Below are 22,987 nucleotides of genomic sequence, written 5' to 3'. Positions count from 1 at the left end.
TGAGGATGATATTCAGTGTCGCGTTGAATTAAATCCTGTATTCAGACTAGCATTAAATTGAATTTATATTGTATAAAAAACCGCCATTATTGGCGGTTTTTTGTTATTTTAAGTGTCATTTAGTCAACAACTATTTAGTTCCTAAATAATACCTACAATCTGCATTCGTCTGTAACGATAACTTAACAGGGCTAAAACATGATACATATAATATATAGAAAATTATTCAAGGAGTAAGTGGAAAATGGCGTATTACGGTGATAGCGACGCTCAGGAAACACAAGAATGGCAAGATGCCTTTGATTCAGTGCTCCAGCATATGGGGACTGAACGTGCTGCGTTTTTATTAGAAAAATTATATCAGCAAGCCATTTCAAAGCATGTTCCTATTCAGCGTCTAAATACTCCTTACTTAAATACCATTCCTGTAGAAGAGTCTCCAGCAATGCCGGGCGACCAAGATATGGAACGCCGCATTCGTGCATTGATCCGTTGGAACGCCTTGGCAATGGTATTGCGTGCCAATAAAACAGGTGATGACTTAGGTGGTCACTTGGCAAGTTTCGCTTCATCTGCAACTTTATATGATGTTGGTTTTAACCATTTCTTCCGCGCCAATAGTGATAGCTTTGGCGGCGATATGATTTATTACCAAGGGCACTGTGCGCCTGGGATTTATGCGCGTTCATTCTTGGAAGGTCGCTTAACTGAAGATCAATTGAGTAACTTCCGTCGTGAAGTGGGTGGTCAAGGTCTTTCAAGCTATCCGCATCCTTATTTAATGCCTGATTATTGGCAGTTCCCAACGGTTTCGATGGGGCTTGGTCCAATCATGTCGATCTATCAAGCACACATTCAAAAATATTTAATGAATCGTGGTTTGATCAAGGAAGAAAACCGTAAGGTTTGGGCTTATCTTGGCGATGGTGAAATGGATGAGCCAGAAAGCTTGGGTGCGATTTCGCTGGCAGGTCGTGAAAAACTCGATAATTTAATCTGGGTGGTTAACTGTAACTTACAACGCTTAGATGGTCCTGTTCGTGGTAATGGTAAAATTATTCAAGAGCTTGAATCGTTATTCCGTGGCGCTGGCTGGCGTGTGATTAAAGTGGTTTGGGGACGTCATTGGGACCCTCTACTTGATAAAGATACTTCTGGTGCTTTAAAAGCATTAATGGATGAAACTTTAGATGGCGAATATCAACGTTACCAAGTAAAAGGCGGTGCGTATACTCGCGAAAAATTCTTTGGCAGATATCCTGAAGCTGCGGAATTAGTGAAAGGCTTGAGCGATGAAGATATTGATAATCTAAATCGTGGTGGTCATGACCCATATAAAGTTTATGCGGCTTATGCAGCAGCAATGACCAGTAACGGTCAACCTACAGTGATCTTGGCGAAAACTGTAAAAGGTTATGGTTTGTCTGATGAAATCGAAGCAGTCAACAAAACGCACCAAATCAAGAAAATGCAACTTGATTCATTAAAATATGTGCGTGATCGCTTCAATTTACCATTCAATGACGAACAGCTTGAAGAATTACCATTCTATCGTCCTGGTGAAAACTCGCCTGAATTGAAATATATGAAAGCTCGTCGTGAAGCTTTAGGTGGTTATCTACCTGCACGTCGTAAAGAAAGCGAAGCTTTGGCGATTCCTGAACTTTCAGTATTTGATGGTGTATTGAAAGGCAGTGGTGGTAAAGAACAATCTACGACGATGGTGATGGTGCGCTTGATTGCAGCATTGTTAAAAGAAAAAGCCATTAAAGACCGTGTTGTTCCAATTGTACCTGATGAAGCTCGTACTTTCGGTTTAGAAGGGATGTTCCGTCAGTTGGGTATCTACGCTGCACACGGACAAAACTATACGCCTGAAGACCAAGAACAGCTCATGAACTATCGTGAAGCAAAAGATGGTCACATGTTACAAGAAGGGATCAATGAAGCAGGTGCGATGAGTGCTTGGTCAGCATTGGGTACCAGTTATTCCACCAATAACTTGCCAATGATTCCAATGTATATGTACTACTCTATGTTTGGTTTCCAACGTATTGGTGATATTGCATGGGCTGCAGGTGACTCTCAAGCACAAGGTTTCTTGTGTGGTGCAACAGCAGGCCGTACAACTTTGAATGGTGAAGGCTTACAACACCAAGATGGTCATTCACATATCTTGGCAGCAACTATTCCAAACTGCGTGGCTTATGATCCTTGCTTTGGTTATGAGTTGGCTGTGATTGTGCATGATGGTTTACAACGCATGTATGTCAATCAAGAACGTGTGTTCTATTACTTGACACTCATGAATGAGAACTATGATCAACCTGCATTGCCTGAAGGTGCTGAAGAAGGCATCAAGCGTGGTATGTATTTATTCAACCAAGATGAAAAAGCCACAGTTCAGTTGTTGGGCTCAGGTGTAATTTTACGTGAAGTTATCAAAGCGGCACAAATTTTACGTGATGAATACCAAATTCATTCTAATGTGTGGAGCGTAACAAGCTTCAATGAGTTAGCACGTGATGGTATGGCTGTTGAAGAATACAATCGCTTGCACCCACTTGAAGATGGTAAAGAATCTTGGGTATCGCAGCAGTTACGTGATACCGATGGTATTGTCGTATCAGCAACAGATCATATGCGTGCATATAGCGAACAGATCCGTGCTTACCTTCCAGATAGCCGTCCATATGTGACTTTAGGTACAGATGGTTATGGTCGTTCAGATACACGTGGCAACTTGCGTAGTTACTTTGGTGTAGATGCAGCTCATATCGTGGTTGCAACATTGAAAAAACTTGCCGATGAAGGTGAAGTGGACGCACGTTTAGTGAAAGATGCGATTTCTTCGTTTGAACTTGATGTTGACCGTCCAGTTGCATGGTTACCTCAAGCACATCCATCTGTGCAAGAAGTTGCAGCTTATACTGAATCTACTGAGGAGAAATAATGATGCAAATTACAACTCCTGATATTGGTGTAGATAAGGCGACTGTTGCCGAAATCCTCGTCAAGGTCGGCGATACCATTGCTGTAGATGACAGTATCGTTTTGCTGGAATCTGATAAAGCCTCTGTTGAAGTGCCTAGCACTTCAGCAGGTGTAGTAAAACGTATTGCGGTTGCTGAAGGTGATGAAGTTTCAGAAGGTGCAGTATTGATTGAAGTTGAATCTGCTGATGCAACTGTGACAGAAGCCGCTGAAGCACCTGCTCAAGAGCCAGCAAAAGCAGAAGCTGTTGTAGAAGTTAAAACTGAGTCTGCGGCGCCTGTGGCAAATTCAGCATCTACAAATACGACATCACAAACAGTTGAAGTGAAAGTTCCAGATATTGGTGTGGAAAAAGCTTTAGTAGGCGAAGTGTTAGTAAAAGTTGGTGATGAAATTGCTGTGGACGATAGCATTGTTGTTGTCGAATCAGATAAAGCCACAGTTGAAGTTCCAAGTACAGTCGCAGGTACAGTTGAAAGTGTTGTGGTGAAAGAAGGTGACAGTGTTAAAGAGGGTGTAGTACTCATTACAGTGAAAACTGTAGATGGGGCAGCAGCATCAACAGCATCGTCCGTTGAGACAGCGCCACAGCAACCAACGCCAGTACCTCAAGCTGCTGCACAAGAACAGTCCGCTGTGACTCAATCAGGTAAAGTTGAGGTCACTGTGCCAGATTTGGGCGTGGACAAAGCGACTATTTCTGAAATCTTGGTCAATGTGGGTGACCGTGTTGAAAAAGATCAAAGTCTTTGTGTTGCGGAATCTGATAAAGCATCTGTAGAAGTGCCAAGCACAGTTGCAGGTGTGGTCAGCGCTATTCATGTTGAATTGAATCAGTCTGTGGCTCAAGGTACCGCTTTGGTGACGATTGAAGCTGAAGGTCAAGCAGCATCAGCTTCTCAAGCGAAGCCTGCGACTCAATCATCGCAAGAAATAGCACCAGTCGCAGCTCAAGCATCGACTACTGCATCTGCAAAAGTTGAGACGATTACTGCTGTAGACTCGGGTGAGAAATTATCAAAAGCACAGCAAGCTGAAAATGCCAAAGTCTATGCGGGTCCAGCTGTGCGTAAACTTGCACGTGAATTGGGCGTTATACTTTCTCAAGTTCAAGCTTCTGGTCCACATGCACGTGTGATGAAAGACGATGTTTTTGCTTTTGTTAAAGCGAAACTGACTGCACCACAAGCAGCGCCACAAACTACAGTTGCTCAGGTTGCTTCAGGTTTACCGGCTTTACCAGACTTCAGCGCATTTGGTGGTAGTGAAATTGCGCCAATGACACGTTTACAGCAAGTGTCTGTACCGCAGTTGTCATTGAACAATTTTATTCCGCAAGTGACACAATTTGATTTGGCGGATATTACTGAGCTTGAAGCTTGGCGTGGTGAACTCAAAGGTAAGTTTAAGCAAGACGGTATAAGCTTAACCATTCTTGCTTTTATTGCGAAAGCTGTAGCGTTCTTGTTGAAAGAAGAACCTTATTTTGCAGGTCATCTTGCTGACGATCAAAAGTCAGTGGTGTTACGTAAGGAAATTCATATGGGAATCGCAGTGGCGACACCAGATGGATTAACTGTTCCTGTATTGCGCAATCCTGACCAAAAATCAATTAAGCAAATTGCGATTGAATTGGGTGAATTGAGTAAAAAAGCACGTGATAAGAAACTTTCTCCGAAAGATTTGCAAGGTGCCAACTTTACAATTACCAGCTTAGGTTCAATTGGTGGTACAGCATTTACACCTTTGGTCAACTGGCCACAAGTTGCAATCTTGGGAATTTCACCTGCCACCATGCAGCCAGTTTGGAATGGTTCAGGTTTTGATCCGAAATTGATGTTGCCACTGTCATTGTCTTATGACCATCGTGTGATTAATGGTGCGGATGCGGCTCGATTTACCAATAAATTGACCAAGTTGTTATCGGACATTCGTAACATTTTGCTTTAAGTTTTAAAAAAGATGAGGAAACCTCGCTTTATGCGGGGTTTTTTATATTTAAGCCGATCAAATCTTTTGCTTTGATTGGTGTTTAAGATATTGAATAGTAAAAATTGAAAATAAACTGAAAAGCATTGTAGAATAGTTGTACTTCATTGGGGAGTAGCCGCTGTTTGTTATCAATACGATAATAAATGGGTGATGATCAACATAATTACTCAACAGAGTATGGTCATCATAGCAAAGAACCAATTTAGCTGAAGGCATGTACTCAGCTATCTTTTGTTGGCAAGACCTTTGATTTATCACTCCGCGTTGGATAGGTGACTATTCATATTGGCTAGCAGGAGGGGTAAGTCATCGGTAAATATTGCTAGCCAGAGACTTTGACATGTTAAATGCCTTCCTCATCTCTTTGGTGGTTGTTGCTTTATCCGAAATGGGCGATAAAACGCAACTACTCGCATTACTTCTTGCTGCACGTTTCCGTAAACCTATTCCGATTTTATTCGCGATTCTGATTGCGACATTGGTCAATCATGGCGTTTCAGCTGTGCTGGGGCAATGGATTACCACGGTACTCAGTCCAACTGTTCTGTTATGGATTGTTTCACTGGGCTTTATCGCCATGGCGGGTTGGATGCTGATTCCAGACGAACTGGATGATGAATCTGAAAGCATCAATAAATGGCAGAAATATGGGGTCTTTGGTGCAACATTTGTGTTGTTCTTCCTGGCTGAAATCGGTGATAAAACTCAAATTGCGACCGTAGCACTTGCTGCACGTTTTGACAGTATCGGATGGGTCACTCTAGGGACTACACTGGGCATTATGTTGGTCAATGCACCTGCTGTATTTATTGGTAATAAGTTGGCAGATAAATTACCAATTTCTTTAATTCATAAAATTGGTGCAGCGATATTCTTTATCATTGGTGTTGCCGCATTGGTACAACATTACTTTTTTTAAGGCTGTTTTGTCGATGCAGCTTTAAGCTGTGATTGGATCAGCACCTTTTCAAGATAAAAAACTCAACCTAGTGTTGGGTTTTTTATTATTTTGAGAATAATCACACAAATAATCATAAAACTTAGGTTGTATATTTATTGTAACTTTGAAGAAAACCTTATATGTTGTATGGGATAAATAAAGATTTATTTTAAAAAAGGTTTTGGGGTTCTGGGTATGGCTTTAGATCGCACCACATCGCAAGTTTTGTTTGATAATGGCACACATAAATGTATTAGTTTTACCAGTTTGGTGAAAGGCGAAGGTGTACAAGCCAATCAATTTTTGATTCTCAATAATGAACGTGCAGCAGTTTTGGATCCAGGTGGTGATTTAACTTATGTGCCTTTAACTATGGAATTAAATAAATACACACGTTTGCAAAACCTAGACTATGTGATGGCATCTCATCAAGACCCTGACATTATTACCTCAATGCCACGTTGGTTAGTGTATACCGATGCTAAAGTGGTCGCTTCTAAGTTGTGGGCGCGCTTTTTACCTCACTTAAATTCCGCTTTTATGAGTGACCGTATGAAAGGCGGTTGGCTAGAGCGTTTGATTGAGTTACCTGATCAAGGGGGTTCAATTCCTTTGGGTGAAACTCGAATTATTGTCGTTCCTGCACATTTCTTACATTCAGTAGGGAATTTTCAGTTTTACGACCCCATCTCTAAAATTTTATTTACTGGGGATATGGGGGCATCTATTGTTGATGATGCATCTACACCGATAGATGATTTTAATAGTCATATTCCAAGTATGCGTGGTTTTCATCAACGGTATATGTGTACCAATAGAATCATTCGCTTATGGGTGAAAATGGTGCGTCAGATGGATATTGAGATGATCGTACCTCAGCATGGCAAACCTTTTATTGGAAAGGAAATGATCAATCAATTTTTAGATTGGATTGAAAATTTACAGTGTGGTGTTGATTTGATGGATGAGACCGTGTTTACCTGTCCTCAATAAAAAAACTCAAAAAATCTATTGTGTTTGGATACGACTTTTTTTAGGATTTTCTTGCCAAAATCTTAAACTGATAACGAGAATCTTAAAAAAATGTTGTCACAAATCTCAGCACAGGATGCGTGCTTAAACTGTGGGGCGTGTTGCGCCTTTTTCCGAGTCTCATTTTATTGGGCGGAGGGAGAAGCAATGCCTTCAGATTATGTAGAACCGTTAACTGCAGTATATTCATGTATGCAAGGGACCAATCAAAAACAACCCCGTTGTATTGCATTGGATGGTGTTGTTGGACAGCAGGTCAGTTGTACCATGTATGAACAACGCAGTTCATCTTGTAAAGAGGTGCAGGCTGGGGATGCACAATGTGCCAAAGCAAGGCAGGCACATAATTTAATTCCTTTGATTGATATTGATGTCATGACACCCAGTAATGATGAAGATTTTGATCAGGTGTGCTAATGCTGCAATGCAGAAGTTTAGGATACGAGAAGATTTTTTTACAAGAGATACAAGCTCTAATCATATATTGAGTCGTTTTTTGACAGTAGCCTAGAGTTGTTTAAAAAGCAGAGACTGTCAGCTGACAGTTTGCTGTAGTGTTAAATCCACTATAATTTTATATTCAAAGCCCATTTTTATTTCAATAAGATACTGAAAAATAAAGGGTGATCGAGAATAAGATAAATCCGCACAATAAAAAATGAAAATTGAACGGAAATTTGTATATAATAGCTCACGGAAATTACCAGCGAGACTGTTATGTTGACCATCGTTCAAGAAGCGTTAACCTTCGATGATGTCTTATTACTCCCTGCCTATTCTACTATTCTCCCAAAAGATGTCTCTCTAAAGACACGCCTCACACGCGGCATTCAACTGAACATACCTATGGTTTCAGCAGCAATGGATACAGTGACTGAGTCACGTATGGCGATTGCAATGGCGCAAAATGGTGGTATCGGTATTTTACATAAAAACATGGATATTTCTGCGCAAGCTGCAGAAGTTCGCCGTGTGAAAAAATTTGAAGCAGGCATGGTGAAAGATCCTATCACCGTGACTCCTGAAACGACGATTCGTGACTTGATTGCGATTACTCAAGCCAACAATATCAGTGGTGTACCTGTTGTTAAAGACGGCAAGGTTGTTGGAATTGTGACAGGACGAGATACTCGTTTTGTGACCAATTTAGAGCAACCTGTAAGTAACATCATGACCGGGCAAGATCGTCTTGTGACTGTTCGTGAAAATGAGTCTAAAGAAAATATTCAAGCATTGTTACAACAACATCGCATTGAAAAAGTGTTGGTGGTGGATGATAACCATGCCTTAAAAGGTTTGATTACTGTCACTGATTTCCGCAAAGCAGAATCTTATCCAAATAGTTGTAAAGACGAATTAGGTCGTTTACGTGTTGGTGCTGCGGTGGGTACTGGTGCAGAAACGCCAAGCCGTGTTGAAGCTTTAGTAGAGGCAGGTGTCGATGCGATTGTGGTAGATACTGCGCATGGTCACTCTGCAGGCGTGATTGAGCGTGTACGTTGGGTCAAAGCCAATTTCCCACAAGTTCAAGTCATTGGCGGAAATATCGCAACAGGTGATGCGGCATTGGCATTGCTTGACGCGGGTGCAGATGCTGTAAAAGTCGGGATTGGTCCTGGTTCAATCTGTACAACACGTATTGTTGCGGGTATTGGTATGCCGCAAATTTCAGCAATTGATAGTGTTGCAAATGCACTGAAAGATCAAATTCCGTTAATTGCTGATGGTGGTATTCGCTTCTCTGGCGATATGGCGAAAGCGATTGGTGCTGGTGCAAGTACCATTATGGTGGGTTCACTCATGGCAGGTACTGAAGAAGCACCTGGTGAAGTTGAATTCTTCCAAGGTCGTTACTACAAAGCTTACCGTGGTATGGGTTCTTTGGGTGCAATGGCAGGTGCAACAGGTTCTGCAGACCGTTATTTCCAAGACTCTAAAGCAGGTGCTGAAAAGTTAGTTCCAGAAGGTATTGAAGGTCGTGTACCTTACAAAGGACCAATGGGCAACATCGTACATCAAATGATGGGCGGTTTACGTTCATCAATGGGCTATACAGGTTCCGCAACCATTGAAGATCTTCGCCAAAATGCAAAATTTGTGAAAATTACTGCAGCAGGTATGCAAGAGTCGCATGTGCATGATGTCACGATTACTAAAGAAGCACCAAACTATCGAGTGGGTTAATCTTTTGTAATATTTTGATTGAAAAAAGCCGTCAGTTTATGACGGCTTTTTTATTTTGGTGTAAAGTATAAACGTGAAAAATTGATTGTTATACAACGCATAATAAGTGGGTAAAAAATGAGTTATTTCGGTACAGATGGGATTCGTGGAAAATTTGGTGAACTCCCAATTACCCCTGAATTTGCACTTAAATTGGGGTTTGCCGCGGGTAAAGTATTAAAGCAAATTAGCCCAAAAACAAAACCTATTGTGGTTTTAGGTAAAGATACACGTTTATCTGGTTATATTCTTGAAGCAGCATTACAGGCAGGCTTAAATGCAGCAGGTGTTTATGTGCACTTGTTGGGACCGTTACCTACCCCAGCGATTGCCCATTTAACGCGTGCATTGCATGCCAATTTAGGGATCGTCATTTCTGCATCACACAATCCTTATTTTGATAATGGCATTAAATTTTTCTCAGATGAAGGCAAGAAACTACCTGATACGATTCAAGAAGCGATTAACCGTGAATTAGAAAAAGATATAGTCATTGAAGACACCGCCAACTTGGGTAAAAGTGTACGTGTTAAAGATGCCAATGGGCGATATATTGAATTTTGTAAATCGACGTTCCCGTATCATTTCAATTTACGCCATTTAAAAATTGTTGTGGATTGCGCCAATGGTGCAGCTTATAGCGTGGGTCCTGCGGTGTTTCGTGAATTGGGTGCCAAAGTGATTGCACTTTATAATGATCCTGATGGTTTAAATATCAATAAAGATTGTGGGTCAACACATCCTGAAAACTTACAAAAAGCTGTAGTGGAGCATCAAGCAGATTTAGGCATTGCTTTTGATGGCGACGCTGACCGTGTTGTTTTGGTTGATCGTCATGGAAAACTGGTAGATGGTGACCATATTCTTTATATCTTAGCCACACAGTCCTCACAGAAACCAGCAGGTGTAGTGGGTACAGTGATGAGTAACATGGCTTTGGAATTGGCATTGGAAAAGGCAAAAGTACCTTTTGTACGTGCTAAAGTGGGTGACCGCTATGTTTTACAAAATCTAGAAGAAAACAACTGGGTCATTGGCGGTGAGCCATCAGGTCATATTTTGACTTTAGACAAGAGCACCACAGGTGATGCCATTATCGCGGCACTGCAAGTATTGACGGTGTTGGTTGAGCAAAATAAAGCTTTGGATGAATTGGTCGCCGAGTTTAAAACTTTGCCCAATGTGTTGGTCAATGTGCGCCTTGAACAAATGTTTGACCCATATGCAGTGCCTGCCTTGGTTGCTGAATTTGATAAAGCAGAAACATTACTCAAAGGGCGTGGTCGAATTTTAATTCGTAAATCTGGGACTGAACCGATTATCCGTGTTATGGTAGAAGGTGATGATTTGCAAGAAGTCACTGATTTAGCAAATCATTTAGCAGATGCTGTACGCAAAAATGCTGCCTAAAAATAGTATCTAATCTGTAGAAGGTTTGGGTTCATGAGTGATGTGATTAAAGATTTAAGCGAGCTTCGTTTAACCTATCAGAAAGGTGAACTGCATGAGGAACAGGTGGACGCCCATCCACACGAACAGTTTCTCAATTGGTTTAATTTGGCTTTAGAAGCCAAACTTCATGAACCTTATGCAATGTCCCTAGCGACTGCAAATGCACAAGGTCGCCCGCATGTGAGGACAGTGTTATTGCGTGGTGCAACCGAAGCTGGTTATGACTTTTATACCAACTATGACAGTCAAAAAGGTTTGGATTTAGCTGAAAATCCTTTTGCAGAACTTCTCTTTTACTGGCCGGAGTTGGAGCGCCAAGTCCGTGTTAGTGGTCAAGTCGAGAAAATATCTGAGCAAGAGTCTACTGATTATTATCACAAGCGTCCACGCGATAGCCAAATTGCAGCGCATATTAGTACACCTCAAAGTGGGGTGATTGCGAATCGTGAACAACTTCAACAACGCTTTCAAGCACTGTATGATCAAGTTGCGGAGAAAGACCAACTGGTAAAACCTGAGTTTTGGGGAGGCTATCGTTTGCAACCCGACTATTATGAGTTTTGGCAAGGTCGTCCAAACCGTTTACATGATCGTTTAACGTATGAAAAAACAGATGGATTTTGGAAATTACAACGTTTGATGCCATAAATGCAAAAAATACAAATTAAACAACGACCACTGTTGACACGCCCTGATCATTTTCAGGGCGTATCACCGTTTATTGCTGAACTTTTGGCAAGACGTGGAGTGCAGTCGGAACAAGAACTTGATTTAAAACTGAAATATTTACTTGCACCCAAAATGAAAGGTTTGGAGCAGGCGATTCAGATTATCGACCAAGCCATAGATGAACAGAAAAAAATCGTCATTGTGGGGGATTATGATGCCGATGGTGCGACCAGTACAGCACTGATGATATTGGCTTTAAATGAAATGGGAGCAAATGTTCAATATCTAGTGCCTGATCGTTTTAAATATGGTTATGGTCTCACCCCTAAGATTGCCGATTTAGCTTTTAAAAAATTTCAACCCGATTTATTGGTCACTGTAGATAATGGAATTTCCAGTCATGCAGGAGTTGATCAAGCGCATTTACTGGGTATGCAGGTCATTATTACCGACCACCATTTGACTACGAAGCAAACACCTCAAGCTGAAGCTGTGGTGAATCCGAATCAACTGGGATGTGAGTTTCCAAGCAAGGCATTGGCGGGTGTGGGGGTTGCTTTTTATTTATTGGCGAATTTAAGCAGTCATCGTGCAAAACTTGCTAAATCGACTGCAAAAATGCAGCAATATTTAGATTTGGTTGCTTTAGGCACTTATGCCGATGTTGCAAGTCTGGATTATAACAATCGGATTTTGGTCGATGCAGGTGTGAAGCGAATTCAGCAAAATCAGTGTCGTGCTGGAATCAGTGCATTGTTGGATATCGCAGGGCGTGATCCAGCTGAGTTAAAAGCTTCTGATTTAGGGTTTGTCTTAGGTCCTCGAATTAATGCGGCAGGACGTATGGAAACCATGGATATTGGGATTGAATGTCTATTGGCAACTGATATGCAAATTGCCTATGCATTGGCGCGTCAGTTGAACGATTTAAATTTGGAGCGCCGTCAAGTTGAATCACAAATAAAGCAAGAAGCACTGACTGAGCTAGAACAACTTGAATTAGACCAAGACAATTTACCCGCTGCGTTGGTGATGTTTGAAGAGCATTGGCATCAAGGTGTGATTGGTATTGTTGCGGGGCGTTTAAAAGAGCAGTTTCATCGTCCGAGTATTGTATTTGCTGCCGATAAAGATGGCATTCATATCAAAGGATCTGCTCGCTCGATAGAGGGTATCCATATTCGAGATATGATTGAAAAAGTGGCAGAACAGTATCCTGATTTAATTAGCCATTTTGGTGGTCATGCTGCTGCGGCAGGTTTGACCATTCAAAAGCAAGATTTTGAAGCATTTAAGCAGCGTTTTACTGAACTGGTTGCTCAATCAGATGAATCTTTGTTTCAAGCGGTGTTATGGACAGACGGTGAATTACCTGCTCAAGCCTTTCAACTGCAAACGGTTGATACACTTGAACAATTGGGTCCTTGGGGACAAAAGTTTCCTGCCCCTGTGTTCGAAGGGCAGTTTAAGGTGATTGACTACCGCTGGCTGAAAGATGCTCATTTAAAATTGCGTTTGGCTTTAGCAGATGGGCAGGCTGTGGATGCTATTGCATTTAATGTTCGTGATAAATTTAATTTTGATCCAATGCAGGATCGTGTTCGTATCGTCTATGAGTTAGATAAAAATCAATTCAATGGCAATGTGAGTTTGCAATTGCGAATGTTGCATTTGGAACAGTAATTTCAAATAAAAAAGCGCTGATATAGGCGCTTTTTTATTGGCATATCATTAAAAATATAATGAGTAAACTATACGAATAAAAACAAGCCATGTCCTGATTCAATCGGCAAAAGGATTCAAATCTGCTGATATTTCTGAATTGATCATGTCCACTTTAAAAATTGAAAGAATGTCTTTTTCATATCTTAAGCAATATCTCTTTTTAAAATTAATTTATTATAAATCAATTAGTTGTGATTTATAATAAATATTTTATTGAATTAAGATGTATTAAGATATATCTTAATATGTATAAATTAATCAATTTGAGAAAAATAAAGATGAAATCAGCTCAGCATGATCATTCACAGCATGACTTTGAACATCGTGGTCATCATCCAGAAAAAGGCTATGCTGGACGTAGAGGTCGCTTATTTGAATCGGGAAAAATGAAGCTTTTGGTACTTCATCTGATTGAACAGCAAGCCAAACATGGTTATGAAATTATCAAGGACATTAGTGATCTGGTGGGTGGCGGCTATACACCCAGTTCAGGCACTATTTATCCCACACTGACCTATCTTGAAGAAATAGGCTTTGTTCGGGTAGAGAGTACGGCGGATGATCGCAAGCAATATCATCTTACTGACGCTGGAAAGTTACACTTAAAAGAGCAACAACAACACATTCAACATTTATTAGCGCGTTTAGAAACGCGTCGTGAAATTCATGAAAATGACCAATATTTGGATGTGCATCGCGCCATGGAAAATTTAAAAACGGCGTTGCGTTTAAAGCTCAAAGGTAAAGATTTTAATGCAGAACAGGTCAGACAAGTTGCTGAAATCATTGATCAAGCAGCTGTAAAGATTGGGCGTTTATAGCATGACATCCAAAAGGTGAGACATGAATATTGAAATCCAACAGAAATTACGTCACGCAAACTTAAAAATTACTCAGGCACGAGTGATTGTATTCAAAGCCTTATCAGATCAAAAAGTACAACTGACGGCTAAACAAATTTATCAGCAGTTATATCTGAACAATCAGCAAATTAGCTTATCCACCATCTATCGTGTAGTGAGTGACTTAGAAAGGGCGGGTTTGGTGAGTCAAAAATTGAATGGTAGAGATGAAGCACGCTATGCCTTGATTAACAAGTCCGAAGCTGAATTTCTCAACATTCATTGTGCTGATCTGAAACAGATCAATAAATCCTCTTTGATTGAGTCACTGGAAAAGGTTTTCCAACAATTCAATATCGATATTTTAGAAATTGAATTTAACAACACATTACACTAGAAGGTTTAGAGAAAGAGTATGAAACAACATCAATACCACGTGAGTGTACAGCATCTTGCAGATGCCAAAGGTCAACCATCAAACTACAGTGAAAATATCGAATTTAATGTGGGAAACCACGACGATATTTTTGAAATTGTTGAACGTTTAAAAAAAGCTGAGTTTTTTGATGATGAAACAACAAAGGCATTTGCAGTGGGACTTAAATTGTTTTTAGAAGTGATGATTACACATCGTGATCATATTTTATTTAAAGACTTTGAACCCGCAGTAAAACAATTTATGAAAAATTTAAAGCAAAATGTAAAGAAAGAGGCATGATGATTAAAACAGATACATTTAGAGTGTTGGTATAATGCAAGCAAAATCTACAACGATCGTGGGTAAAATTCCCAAATTACCTGCAAAATATGCCACTTGGTTGATGCCATTTTTCCTTTCAGGATTAATGAGTGCCACTATTTCTATGATTAATTTATGGAAAAATGTGGGATGGTTTGATGCATTTTTTACAAAATGGTTCGATGTCTAGTTGTTTTCATGGATGATTGCCTTTCCAACGGTATTGATATTTTTACCGATCGTCCGTCGTTTTACTGGACTGTTTGTAAACCTAACACCGCCGCCAGCACCTTAAACAAAAAGTTCTGAAAATGGATGGTGTTGGATGGAGATTAGGTGTAGAGCATTTTAAGCGCAAGCCTATATCAGAAAATACAACATCACCAGTGGAGCATCACCATCCTCATAACAAAAACCACACTATTATTGTCCTATTCATAGTATTCAGCGTATTAAGATAGCTATAGGTTGATGGATATAAAACCGCTAGGCTAGATATATTGAAATAGCAGATGTTGAAATAACATCCTGAGCTGATGAACAACTTTAGGATAACAAAATGACCAATACCAACTATACCGAGATTTCTAATTCTGACGATTGTGAAAAATACGTGAATCAATTTATTCAAGATTTTCCAATTCGCTCAGCAGAAATAGGCAGAGGCACCGTCATTAAACGTGCATTACCAAGTCGTCAGAAACGTATGATAGGAGCATGGTGCTTTTTAGATCACGCAGGACCAGTGACATTTCCTCAAGGAGATGGATTGGATGTTGGACCACATCCACATATCGGGCTACAGACTTTTACGTGGATGATTGAAGGCACAATGATGCATACAGACAGCATTGGCTCAAAACAATTGATTCGCCCAAAGCAAGTTAATTTGATGACGGCAGGTTACGGAATTTCTCATACAGAAGTTGCACCTGATACCGAAACCCGAATGCATGCGGCACAACTGTGGATCGCCTTGCCTGATGATAAAATCAATATGGCACCTCAATTTGACCATTATCCAGTTTTGCCAATTGTAGAAAAAGACAATATTGAATTCACTGTATTAGTTGGTGAATTTATGGATACCGTGTCTCCAGTCCAAGTTCATACAGAATTATTAGGCATTGATTTTTTTGCCAAAGAACAGACCAAAACCCGTATTCCGCTCAATCCTAAATTTGAGTATGGATTTATGGCTTTAGAGGGGGATGCAATCGTCAATGGTCACGATTTAAATAGTGACAATATGGTGGTGCTGGAACCTGGAATCTCCCAGATTGAAGTGGAACTTCCGAAAGGTTCTCGTTTGTTGTTGATTGGTGGAGAACCCTTTGAGTCGCCTATTTTATTGTGGTGGAATCTTGTGGGACGTACCCAAGAGGAACTGAAAACAGCGACAGAGCAATGGATCAATCAAGATGCCCGTTTTGGAACAATTCCTGATTATGATGGTCCACGTTTAGAAGCACCAGCATTCCCAGATAAGATGCGACCATCGAAGTAATCGGGATCATGATTGATGGCTGATCTTGAGACATGAACTTAAATTAAACAATTTGTGCTAGAGGTACATTGATATCCTTTAGCGCAAATACTGAGCTTACAAAGTTTCATCTAAACGAAGGTTAAATAAAAATTTCAATATTATAGGAAAATAAAATGGCAATTATTGCAAATGCAAAAGTAAAAACTTATCCAGAACCATGGTCTGGCGAAGTGCTCAGTGGTAAACACCAACTGATTACTGATAAACCTGAATCTTTTGGGGGGCAAGACAAAGGTTTAGCACCTTATGATTTTGTTTGTTCGGGGTTGATTTCCTGTACGATGATTACGTTACGGATGTATGCGCAGCATAAAGGTTTTGATTTGGGCGAGTTTACAGTAGAAGCAGATTTTAATGCCAACAAAGAAGGTAAAGAATGGATTGAACGCCGTTTATCATTTGCCAATGCTTTATCAGAAGAGTTGCATCAAAAGGTATTAGACATTTGCCAAAAAACACCTGTCACCAAAACCTTGTTACGTAGTGTAGAAATCAATACCTCGATTCTTTGAGTGATATTGAAAAAATAATTTGATTTGGAAAAGACATTTTGTTGAGCAACAAAGTGTCTTTTTTATCTGGTCAATATTGCTGATGACTTATTTACAACTGATGTTATAAATTTGTGTATAAAACTGACCTTGATCTAAGGGCTTAAAATCTAAATCATCAAAAGAATAAAAAGCAGCACCAGTTTCGCCATCATGACTCAAGGTAATGTCATCAAATTTTTTTACGAGTTTGCTGTTTGAGGTTTGTCCTGCAAAGAAATCAGCACCTCGAAGGGCAATGGTTTTCCCTTTACAGTCGACAATAAGTTGTTTAATCACAGATTGATAAGGCAGATCAGTGTTTTGTTTGAGTGGCTCAGCATATTTTTCGTAGATCACCGCTTGTTTAAATGAATCACGAATCACTTTATTTGCCTTACTGTCAATAAAGGCTTGACCTTGGGGTTCAATAGCTCCCAGCAAAATAAGTTTGGGCTGATAGGAATATGCATTGGCGCATGCCAATAATAGAGTTAAACCGAGTAAATGCTTCATTTTTATTTTTCAGTATGGCTGATATTCAGACAGATTATAAACACAGTCATTCCAGAGCACACTTAAAAAAGTGTTAAAAATATAGCAATTCAATTGTTGAAAAGCCAAGATCAATCTATAGTCAGAACACAATAATTGAGGCAATAAAAATGATTACATTACATCATCTGGATCAATCACGCTCATTACGGATTATTTGGGCTTTGGAGGAGTTGGGGCTTGAATATGAAATTAAGCACTATAAGCGTTTGCCTACCTTTGCTGCACCGCCAGAGTTAAAAGCTGTGCATCCACTTGGAAAATCACCTGTGTTGACGGATGGTGATTTAACAATTGCCGAATCTGCGGTGATTTTGGACTATCTTCAAACGACCTATGATACCCAAAATCAGTTTAAGCCTCAGAAGTCTCAAGATCTGATGCAATATAACTATTGGATGCATTATGCAGAAGGTTCTTTAATGCCTTATTTGGTGATGACTTTGGTGATGACCAATATGCCGAAACATGTACCATTTTTGATTCGACCGATAGCAAAAAAAATCTCCGAAGGGGTACGTGGTGGTTTTATCAATCCACGTTTAAAAGAGCATTCTGCATTTTTGGAAGACTATTTTAGCCAGCATGATTATGCGGCAGGAGAATTCTCTTTTGCTGATATTCAGATGAGCTTCCCTGTGATAGCAATGCAGCAACGTACTCAAAATAAGATGCCTCAAATTGCAGCTTATGCGGAACGCATTCAGCAGCGACCTGCTTATCAACGTGCTAAAGCAAAAAGCGGCGATTAATTATTTGAGAGCTCAAAGTGAAGTCTAAATGAATTTGATCTTTTTACCGGGTGCATCTGGAAGTACTGAATTTTGGCAACCCGTGATGCAAAGCTTGTCGATGAATTATGCAAAAACCGTGATTGCCTATCCAAGCTTTGGGGGATGCCCAGATCATCCTCAAATTCATAGTTTTGAAGATCTACAGACTTATGTTCTTGATCAGATTGAACAACCATCGATATTGATTGCGCAGTCTATGGGAGGCATCTTTGCTGTCCAAGCAGCATTACAAAAACCAGAATGGGTTAAGGGACTGGTATTGGTTGCAACTTCAGGAGGAATCAATTTAGCTCCATTTCATGTGGCGGATTGGCGAGAAGACTATCGTCAAACTTTTGCTGTTCCAAGTTGGTTTATGGATCATCGATCTTATTTGGATGATGTATTAACCCAGATTTCTTGTCCTGTTCTATTAATCTGGGGTGATTCAGATCCAATCAGTCCAGTTAAAGTCGGTGAATATTTACAGGACAAAATCAAAAATTCAATATTACATGTCATTCCACAAGGTGAGCATGATTTAGCTCATGTTTTTGCAGATCAAGTGACAGAATGGGTTGAAGATTTTCTTTCCGAACATGAATGTACTTTACCATAATGACAATTGTGACTCGTCTTGTCGATCTGTGAGTTGATATAGCCCCACGCCAATTAAACGGAATTGAAAATGCTCAGGAATCTGCATTTCATTCAATAAGATTTGAACCACTTGAGTCATTTCTTGTGGTGATTTAAGTGCAGTCTTAAAGCTCTTACTGTGTTGTAGTACCTGAAAATTCTTTAATTTCAGTTTGACGGTCACACCTCGTGCTTGCATCTGTTTCTTTTCTAAACTGAGCCAAACCCGTGAGATTAAATTATCCCAATAGATTGCACATTGTTCGAGATTAAAATCGTCATCAAATGTGGTTTCTTTTGAAATTTGCTGCCGTTGTCGTTCTGCTTGTACAGGTCGATCATCTATGCCTTGAGCATATAAAAACAACTGTTTGCCATATTTACCGAAATGGTGAATTAAGATGTTTTCTTCAATTTTTTGCAAGTCGCCCAATGTTTCTAAATTTAAACTTTTGAGTTTTTCTTGAGTAACTTTACCCACGCCAGGAATTTTTTTCAGGGCTAAATCTTGAATAAAGTTTTGCACTTGGCTGGGTTTAATGATGCAAATCCCATTGGGCTTGTTCCAATCTGAAGCCACTTTGGCAAGAAATTTATTTGGTGCAACGCCTGCAGATGCAGTAAGACCCGTTTGTTGGAAAATATCAGCACGAATTCGTTCAGCGACTTCCGTGGCACTGGGAATATTGAATAAGTTTTCAGTCACATCAAGATAAGCTTCATCTAAAGACAAAGGTTCAATGAGTGATGTATATTTTTGAAAAATTTCATGAATTTGACGAGAAACATCACGGTATTTTTCAAAATTAGGTTCAATCACATAGACTTGTGGGCAACGTTTTTTCGCTTGTGACATCGACATGGCAGAGCGTAAGCCGAACTCACGGGCAGGGTAAGATGCCGCAGCAATCACCGCCCGAGGGTGATGTGAAGAAATCACCACAGGTAAATGCCTCAATTCAGGACGTTCAAGTAGTTCCACAGATGCATAGAATGCATCCATGTCGATATGGATGATTTTTCTCATGAATGACACAGTGTTGCAGCGCTGTGTGTTTATTCTAACCGATCTGGTTTGTTGTAAGTGATGAATTTGGTGTTTGGTAGCGAATCTGCGACAGTCTGTGTCGAGATGAGGGTTGGCTAATTTAACTTATTCTGTTGTAAAAACTGTTTCCACTGTTCAGCATCTCCATAAAAAACATTTAAATCAACATTTTTAGCAATGCCTTGAATTGTTCCCTGATTGGTATTTTGCCAAAAAGTCCATTCACGACCATCTTTTAAATCAGGCTTATCTTTATACTCACGAATCCAAATCGGTGTGTCCTTAAATTCGCCTGTAAGAACCATGTTATAAAATACTTTGGACGTGTAAAAAATGGGTTGTTTAGCATAATGTTGATGCAACTGATCATGTATAATTTTGATTTGTTTCAGTAATTGTTCTTTGGTGTAAGTGTTGATACAGGCACTGTCATATTCCAAGTCGATGACAGGGGGCAAGGCATTACTTTTGTTGGGTACTGTTTTGATAAAGTTTTGTGCTTGAATTGCGCCGTCTCGACACAAACGGAAAAAGTGATATGCACCTACACGCATACCACGTTCACGTGCTTCTAACCAGTAATCCTGAAATTTATCATCTTGATAATCTCCGCCTTCAGTGGCTTTGAGATAAACAAATTGATACTGCTGAGGAGAGATTTTTTTCCAATCGATCTCACCTTGATGATGTGATACATCGAAACCACGAATAACATAATCTTGAGCACCAGCATTTTGTGGATAAAACACAGCCAAGTAACTGGCGATACCCAATAAACTGATACATCCGATACTGGTGAAGATAGAACGATATTTAGGTTGGTGTTTCACAAAAATCATCCTGTTGCCAATGTTATGCAATTTCTAGATTAATCGTCGCGTTGCAGTATTGATCATGTGTTGATTGTACGCGTTTCGCTTTAGGGTGCGTCATTTGACTACCCAATTGTTCAATAAATTTACATGATGCATATTTTTTGGCACGTGCTTGATATTCAGTAATCCATCTGTCTCGGTCAAGCATACGGTTTTCTTGAACTGGCCAAACCCCTAAACGTAAGGCATCTATACCAATTCTCCACGGTTTCGGACTAATCCTTGCTCGGAAACAGTTTTGGTTCTTACACATACGCACATAGTTTGGATCGGCTTGTAGTGCAATAAAAAACTGTTGAGTTTCTTCACTTCGAGGTTCAAAGAGCTGATGCATGACCAAGACCCGATAGCCTTTTGGGGTTTGATAGACACGTAAATGCCAAGTTGGATGTTGCATAGAAAATTGACGAATGGATTTTAAGGCTTGTTGTTCCGGTGAACCCTTCCATTTATTTTGAATACTCAACAATATTTCGGCAGTTTGTTTGCTGAGTACAATGGAAAAAAACACGCCGAATAGCAACACCCACCATGTTTTAAGTAATACAGTACAGACGATACTGATGAAAAAGAGCAATATAAAACTTAAAAAATACAGTCGACTATTCGGCGCATAATTAAAATCAATGTCTGCAAATAAAACATCGGGCGTATTGAGACAGAGTGCACCATAAGAATTACGTGTGATCACCACATCATCGTGTTGTTGAATAATTTCTTCACGAATGGGCAAACCTTCACTGCCATTATAAGGAATTTTATGGTCAAGTTTGCGAATGTTCTGTCCTGATCTAAGTTGCTCAAGTGCTTCTCTAACACGTGTTTCTGCATGTGTTTGTGCATCTTGCATACTCAAATCTGACCAACCAAATCGTTTGATGGTGACTTGGCGTTTTTCGTACTGTGTTGTTATTTTTGCTTCCGCCCAATATCTTGGAATGATCATATGATGTGTCCTTATTCTTTATTCAGTTTTATTTTGAACAGTTTAATCTCGGGTATCTTTTGGGATCTGAAAGAAAATTAAAGCAGTGATGATATTGATTGCACCTAAGCAGATCAGCGTATAGTGAAAAGCTTGAGTAATATGTGTCTCTGTAAAATAGACGGTAAAAGTATTCAATAATGTGCCTGCTAAGGCAATACCAATACTCATTGAAAGCATCATAATCATCGACAAGAAACTGTTACCACTACTGGCATCTTGTTGAGTTAAATCTTTCAGCGTCAACGTATTCATGGTCACAAACTGTAATGAATTGAGTACACCAAAAATAAAGAAGTGTAGAGTGCGCAGCCAAAGTGGCGTATCGACGGTATGCAAGGCAAAGCTGGCAATACATGCACCAATCAACAAGGTATTGACCAATAAAAATGGACGATAGCCTGTGCGTTGTAAAATAGGGCGGATGATGGGTTTGGAAAATAATGAGCCTAATACAATTGGCGTCATCATGATCCCTGTCATCAAAGGCTCCATTTTAAAAGCCACTTGTAACATGAGCGGTAAAATGAAAGGTACTGCGTTGCCACCAAAACGAGCAAAGAAATTTCCCAATACACCGATGGCATAAATTTTATTTTTAAATAAACGGCTACGAAATAGTGCATTCTGATGCGTATGGGCATGATAAGCGTAAATACATGCTGAAATGATGCCGATAGAAAGTAAGCCGATACTGAAGTTTCGAGAGATCTCTTTACTGGCAATATTTTCAATACCGAGAGCCATACCCACCATCGCGATGGCTAAAAGAACAAAACCGCTGAAATCGAAAGATTTCACTGAAGCTTCTTTGACATTGGGCATGGCTTTAAAGGTGACAAATGTCCCTAAGATTCCGATCGGTAAATTGATCAAAAAAATCCAATGCCACGAGGCATATTCAACCAGCCACCCTCCTAAAACAGGACCCATCAATGGTCCGAGTAGCCCTGCCAAACTCATCAGACTCATTGCTGAAAGAAATTGTTCACGAGGAATAATTTTTAACATAGCTAAACGACCTACTGGAACCAGTAGTGCACCACCTATGCCTTGAATGACTCGGAATGCGATCAGCAAATTGAAATTGTTGGATAGCGCACAACCCAAAGAGGCACTGGTAAAAATCACAATCGCGATAAAAAAAGTATTACGTACTCCAAAGCGATCAGCCAACCAGCCACTCAAAGGAATACAGGCGGCAACAGCCAATACATAGCTGATGACAATACCATGCATTTTTAATGGATTTTCTTGCAAACTTTCCGCCATTGCAGGCAAGGCAGTATTGATAATGGTGGTATCCAAGCCTTGCATGAAAAAGCCGATCGAAACTAAAAAAACCAATAAATAAAATTTAGGCTGTAATTTGCTGTGCGATGGCGTTGCAGTCATAGAACTGAAATAAGTCAATTTTGTGAATAG

Annotated in this window: 21 protein-coding genes, 1 pseudogene and 1 riboswitch; of the genes and pseudogenes, 17 read left to right on the top strand and 5 right to left on the bottom strand. The window is 40.0% G+C overall.

The genetic code is table 11. The features are described 5' to 3' along the window. The first annotated feature begins 244 nt into the window (after positions 1-244). The 15 genes and pseudogenes from aceE (at position 245) to AC1Z3T_RS14280 (ending at position 16,669) form a co-directional block, all read left to right on the top strand. Positions 245-2,953 (top strand): pyruvate dehydrogenase (acetyl-transferring), homodimeric type, encoded by a 2,709-nt coding sequence (gene aceE / locus AC1Z3T_RS14350; protein WP_005035172.1) that lies wholly within the window; start codon positions 245-247, stop codon positions 2,951-2,953. Continuing rightward, entirely contained in the window at positions 2,953-4,944 is a 1,992-nt protein-coding gene (locus AC1Z3T_RS14345) for a 2-oxo acid dehydrogenase subunit E2 (RefSeq protein ID WP_100886155.1), read from the top strand. The genes aceE and AC1Z3T_RS14345 overlap by 1 nt, the downstream gene beginning before the upstream one ends. A gap of 136 nt (positions 4,945-5,080) precedes the next feature. After that, a riboswitch (yybP-ykoY riboswitch) is annotated at positions 5,081-5,238 on the top strand. Positions 5,239-5,326: 88 nt separating this feature from the next. Further along, a complete protein-coding gene (locus AC1Z3T_RS14340; RefSeq protein WP_004826097.1) occupies positions 5,327-5,905 on the top strand; it encodes a TMEM165/GDT1 family protein in 579 nt (192 codons plus the stop codon). 216 nt (positions 5,906-6,121) lie between these two features. After that, positions 6,122-6,919 carry an oxygen-binding di-iron domain-containing protein gene (locus AC1Z3T_RS14335; RefSeq protein WP_100886154.1) on the top strand — a complete coding sequence of 266 codons (798 nt, stop codon included), beginning with the start codon at positions 6,122-6,124 and terminating at the stop codon, positions 6,917-6,919. Between the two features lie 90 nt (positions 6,920-7,009). After that, positions 7,010-7,375, top strand: coding sequence for a YkgJ family cysteine cluster protein (locus AC1Z3T_RS14330; protein ID WP_026040289.1), 366 nt, complete (start codon positions 7,010-7,012; stop codon positions 7,373-7,375). Positions 7,376-7,675: 300 nt separating this feature from the next. Next, positions 7,676-9,142, top strand: coding sequence for an IMP dehydrogenase (guaB, locus tag AC1Z3T_RS14325; protein WP_004826103.1), 1,467 nt, complete (start codon positions 7,676-7,678; stop codon positions 9,140-9,142). Between the two features lie 117 nt (positions 9,143-9,259). Continuing rightward, positions 9,260-10,591, top strand: a complete 1,332-nt coding sequence (gene glmM, locus AC1Z3T_RS14320) for a phosphoglucosamine mutase (protein WP_004826105.1) — start codon at positions 9,260-9,262, stop codon at positions 10,589-10,591. Positions 10,592-10,624: 33 nt separating this feature from the next. Continuing rightward, positions 10,625-11,281 (top strand): pyridoxamine 5'-phosphate oxidase, encoded by a 657-nt coding sequence (pdxH, locus tag AC1Z3T_RS14315; protein WP_058967359.1) that lies wholly within the window; start codon positions 10,625-10,627, stop codon positions 11,279-11,281. Next, on the top strand, positions 11,282-12,985 hold the full coding sequence (recJ, locus tag AC1Z3T_RS14310) for a single-stranded-DNA-specific exonuclease RecJ (RefSeq protein ID WP_100886153.1): 1,704 nt from the start codon (positions 11,282-11,284) through the stop codon (positions 12,983-12,985). 320 nt (positions 12,986-13,305) lie between these two features. Then, positions 13,306-13,848, top strand: a complete 543-nt coding sequence (locus AC1Z3T_RS14305; protein ID WP_100886152.1) for a PadR family transcriptional regulator — start codon at positions 13,306-13,308, stop codon at positions 13,846-13,848. Between the two features lie 22 nt (positions 13,849-13,870). After that, entirely contained in the window at positions 13,871-14,266 is a 396-nt protein-coding gene (locus AC1Z3T_RS14300) for a Fur family transcriptional regulator (protein ID WP_100886151.1), read from the top strand. An 18-nt stretch (positions 14,267-14,284) separates the two neighbouring features. Beyond that, a complete protein-coding gene (locus AC1Z3T_RS14295; protein ID WP_004826114.1) occupies positions 14,285-14,587 on the top strand; it encodes a DUF3861 domain-containing protein in 303 nt (100 codons plus the stop codon). Positions 14,588-14,621: 34 nt separating this feature from the next. Continuing rightward, positions 14,622-14,903, top strand: a pseudogene (locus AC1Z3T_RS14290) (DUF2798 domain-containing protein). Positions 14,904-15,167: 264 nt separating this feature from the next. Further along, positions 15,168-16,115 (top strand): pirin family protein, encoded by a 948-nt coding sequence (locus tag AC1Z3T_RS14285; protein WP_009585489.1) that lies wholly within the window; start codon positions 15,168-15,170, stop codon positions 16,113-16,115. Between the two features lie 155 nt (positions 16,116-16,270). Further along, complete coding sequence (locus AC1Z3T_RS14280; protein WP_004826119.1) at positions 16,271-16,669, top strand: OsmC family protein; 399 nt, start codon at positions 16,271-16,273, stop codon at positions 16,667-16,669. A gap of 87 nt (positions 16,670-16,756) precedes the next feature. Here AC1Z3T_RS14280 and AC1Z3T_RS14275 read toward each other — a convergent pair whose 3' ends face one another. Beyond that, positions 16,757-17,203 (bottom strand): surface-adhesin E family protein, encoded by a 447-nt coding sequence (locus AC1Z3T_RS14275; protein WP_100886150.1) that lies wholly within the window; start codon positions 17,201-17,203, stop codon positions 16,757-16,759. A gap of 149 nt (positions 17,204-17,352) precedes the next feature. Between AC1Z3T_RS14275 and AC1Z3T_RS14270 the strand changes: the two genes are divergently transcribed. After that, positions 17,353-17,994 carry a glutathione S-transferase family protein gene (locus AC1Z3T_RS14270; RefSeq protein ID WP_005035195.1) on the top strand — a complete coding sequence of 214 codons (642 nt, stop codon included), beginning with the start codon at positions 17,353-17,355 and terminating at the stop codon, positions 17,992-17,994. Between the two features lie 28 nt (positions 17,995-18,022). Beyond that, complete coding sequence (locus tag AC1Z3T_RS14265) at positions 18,023-18,634, top strand: alpha/beta fold hydrolase (protein WP_005035197.1); 612 nt, start codon at positions 18,023-18,025, stop codon at positions 18,632-18,634. Here AC1Z3T_RS14265 and dinB read toward each other — a convergent pair. The 4 genes from dinB to mdtD all read right to left on the bottom strand — a co-directional run bounded on the left by dinB (position 18,626) and on the right by mdtD (position 22,957). Further along, positions 18,626-19,681, bottom strand: coding sequence for a DNA polymerase IV (gene dinB, locus AC1Z3T_RS14260; RefSeq protein WP_010590907.1), 1,056 nt, complete (start codon positions 19,679-19,681; stop codon positions 18,626-18,628). The two genes, AC1Z3T_RS14265 and dinB, sit on opposite strands and share 9 nt — an antisense overlap. 116 nt (positions 19,682-19,797) lie before the next feature. Then, positions 19,798-20,541: a glycoside hydrolase family 25 protein gene (locus AC1Z3T_RS14255; protein WP_009585484.1), complete on the bottom strand. Its 744-nt coding sequence runs from the start codon at positions 20,539-20,541 to the stop codon at positions 19,798-19,800. A 13-nt stretch (positions 20,542-20,554) separates the two neighbouring features. Continuing rightward, positions 20,555-21,523, bottom strand: a complete 969-nt coding sequence (locus AC1Z3T_RS14250) for a hypothetical protein (RefSeq protein ID WP_100886149.1) — start codon at positions 21,521-21,523, stop codon at positions 20,555-20,557. A gap of 42 nt (positions 21,524-21,565) precedes the next feature. Next, entirely contained in the window at positions 21,566-22,957 is a 1,392-nt protein-coding gene (mdtD, locus tag AC1Z3T_RS14245) for a multidrug transporter subunit MdtD (protein ID WP_004826126.1), read from the bottom strand. Positions 22,958-22,987: the final 30 nt, after the last annotated feature.

Source organism: Acinetobacter sp. B-6, assembly GCF_056930735.1.
This window is presented reverse-complemented; position numbering and strand designations above follow the sequence as displayed.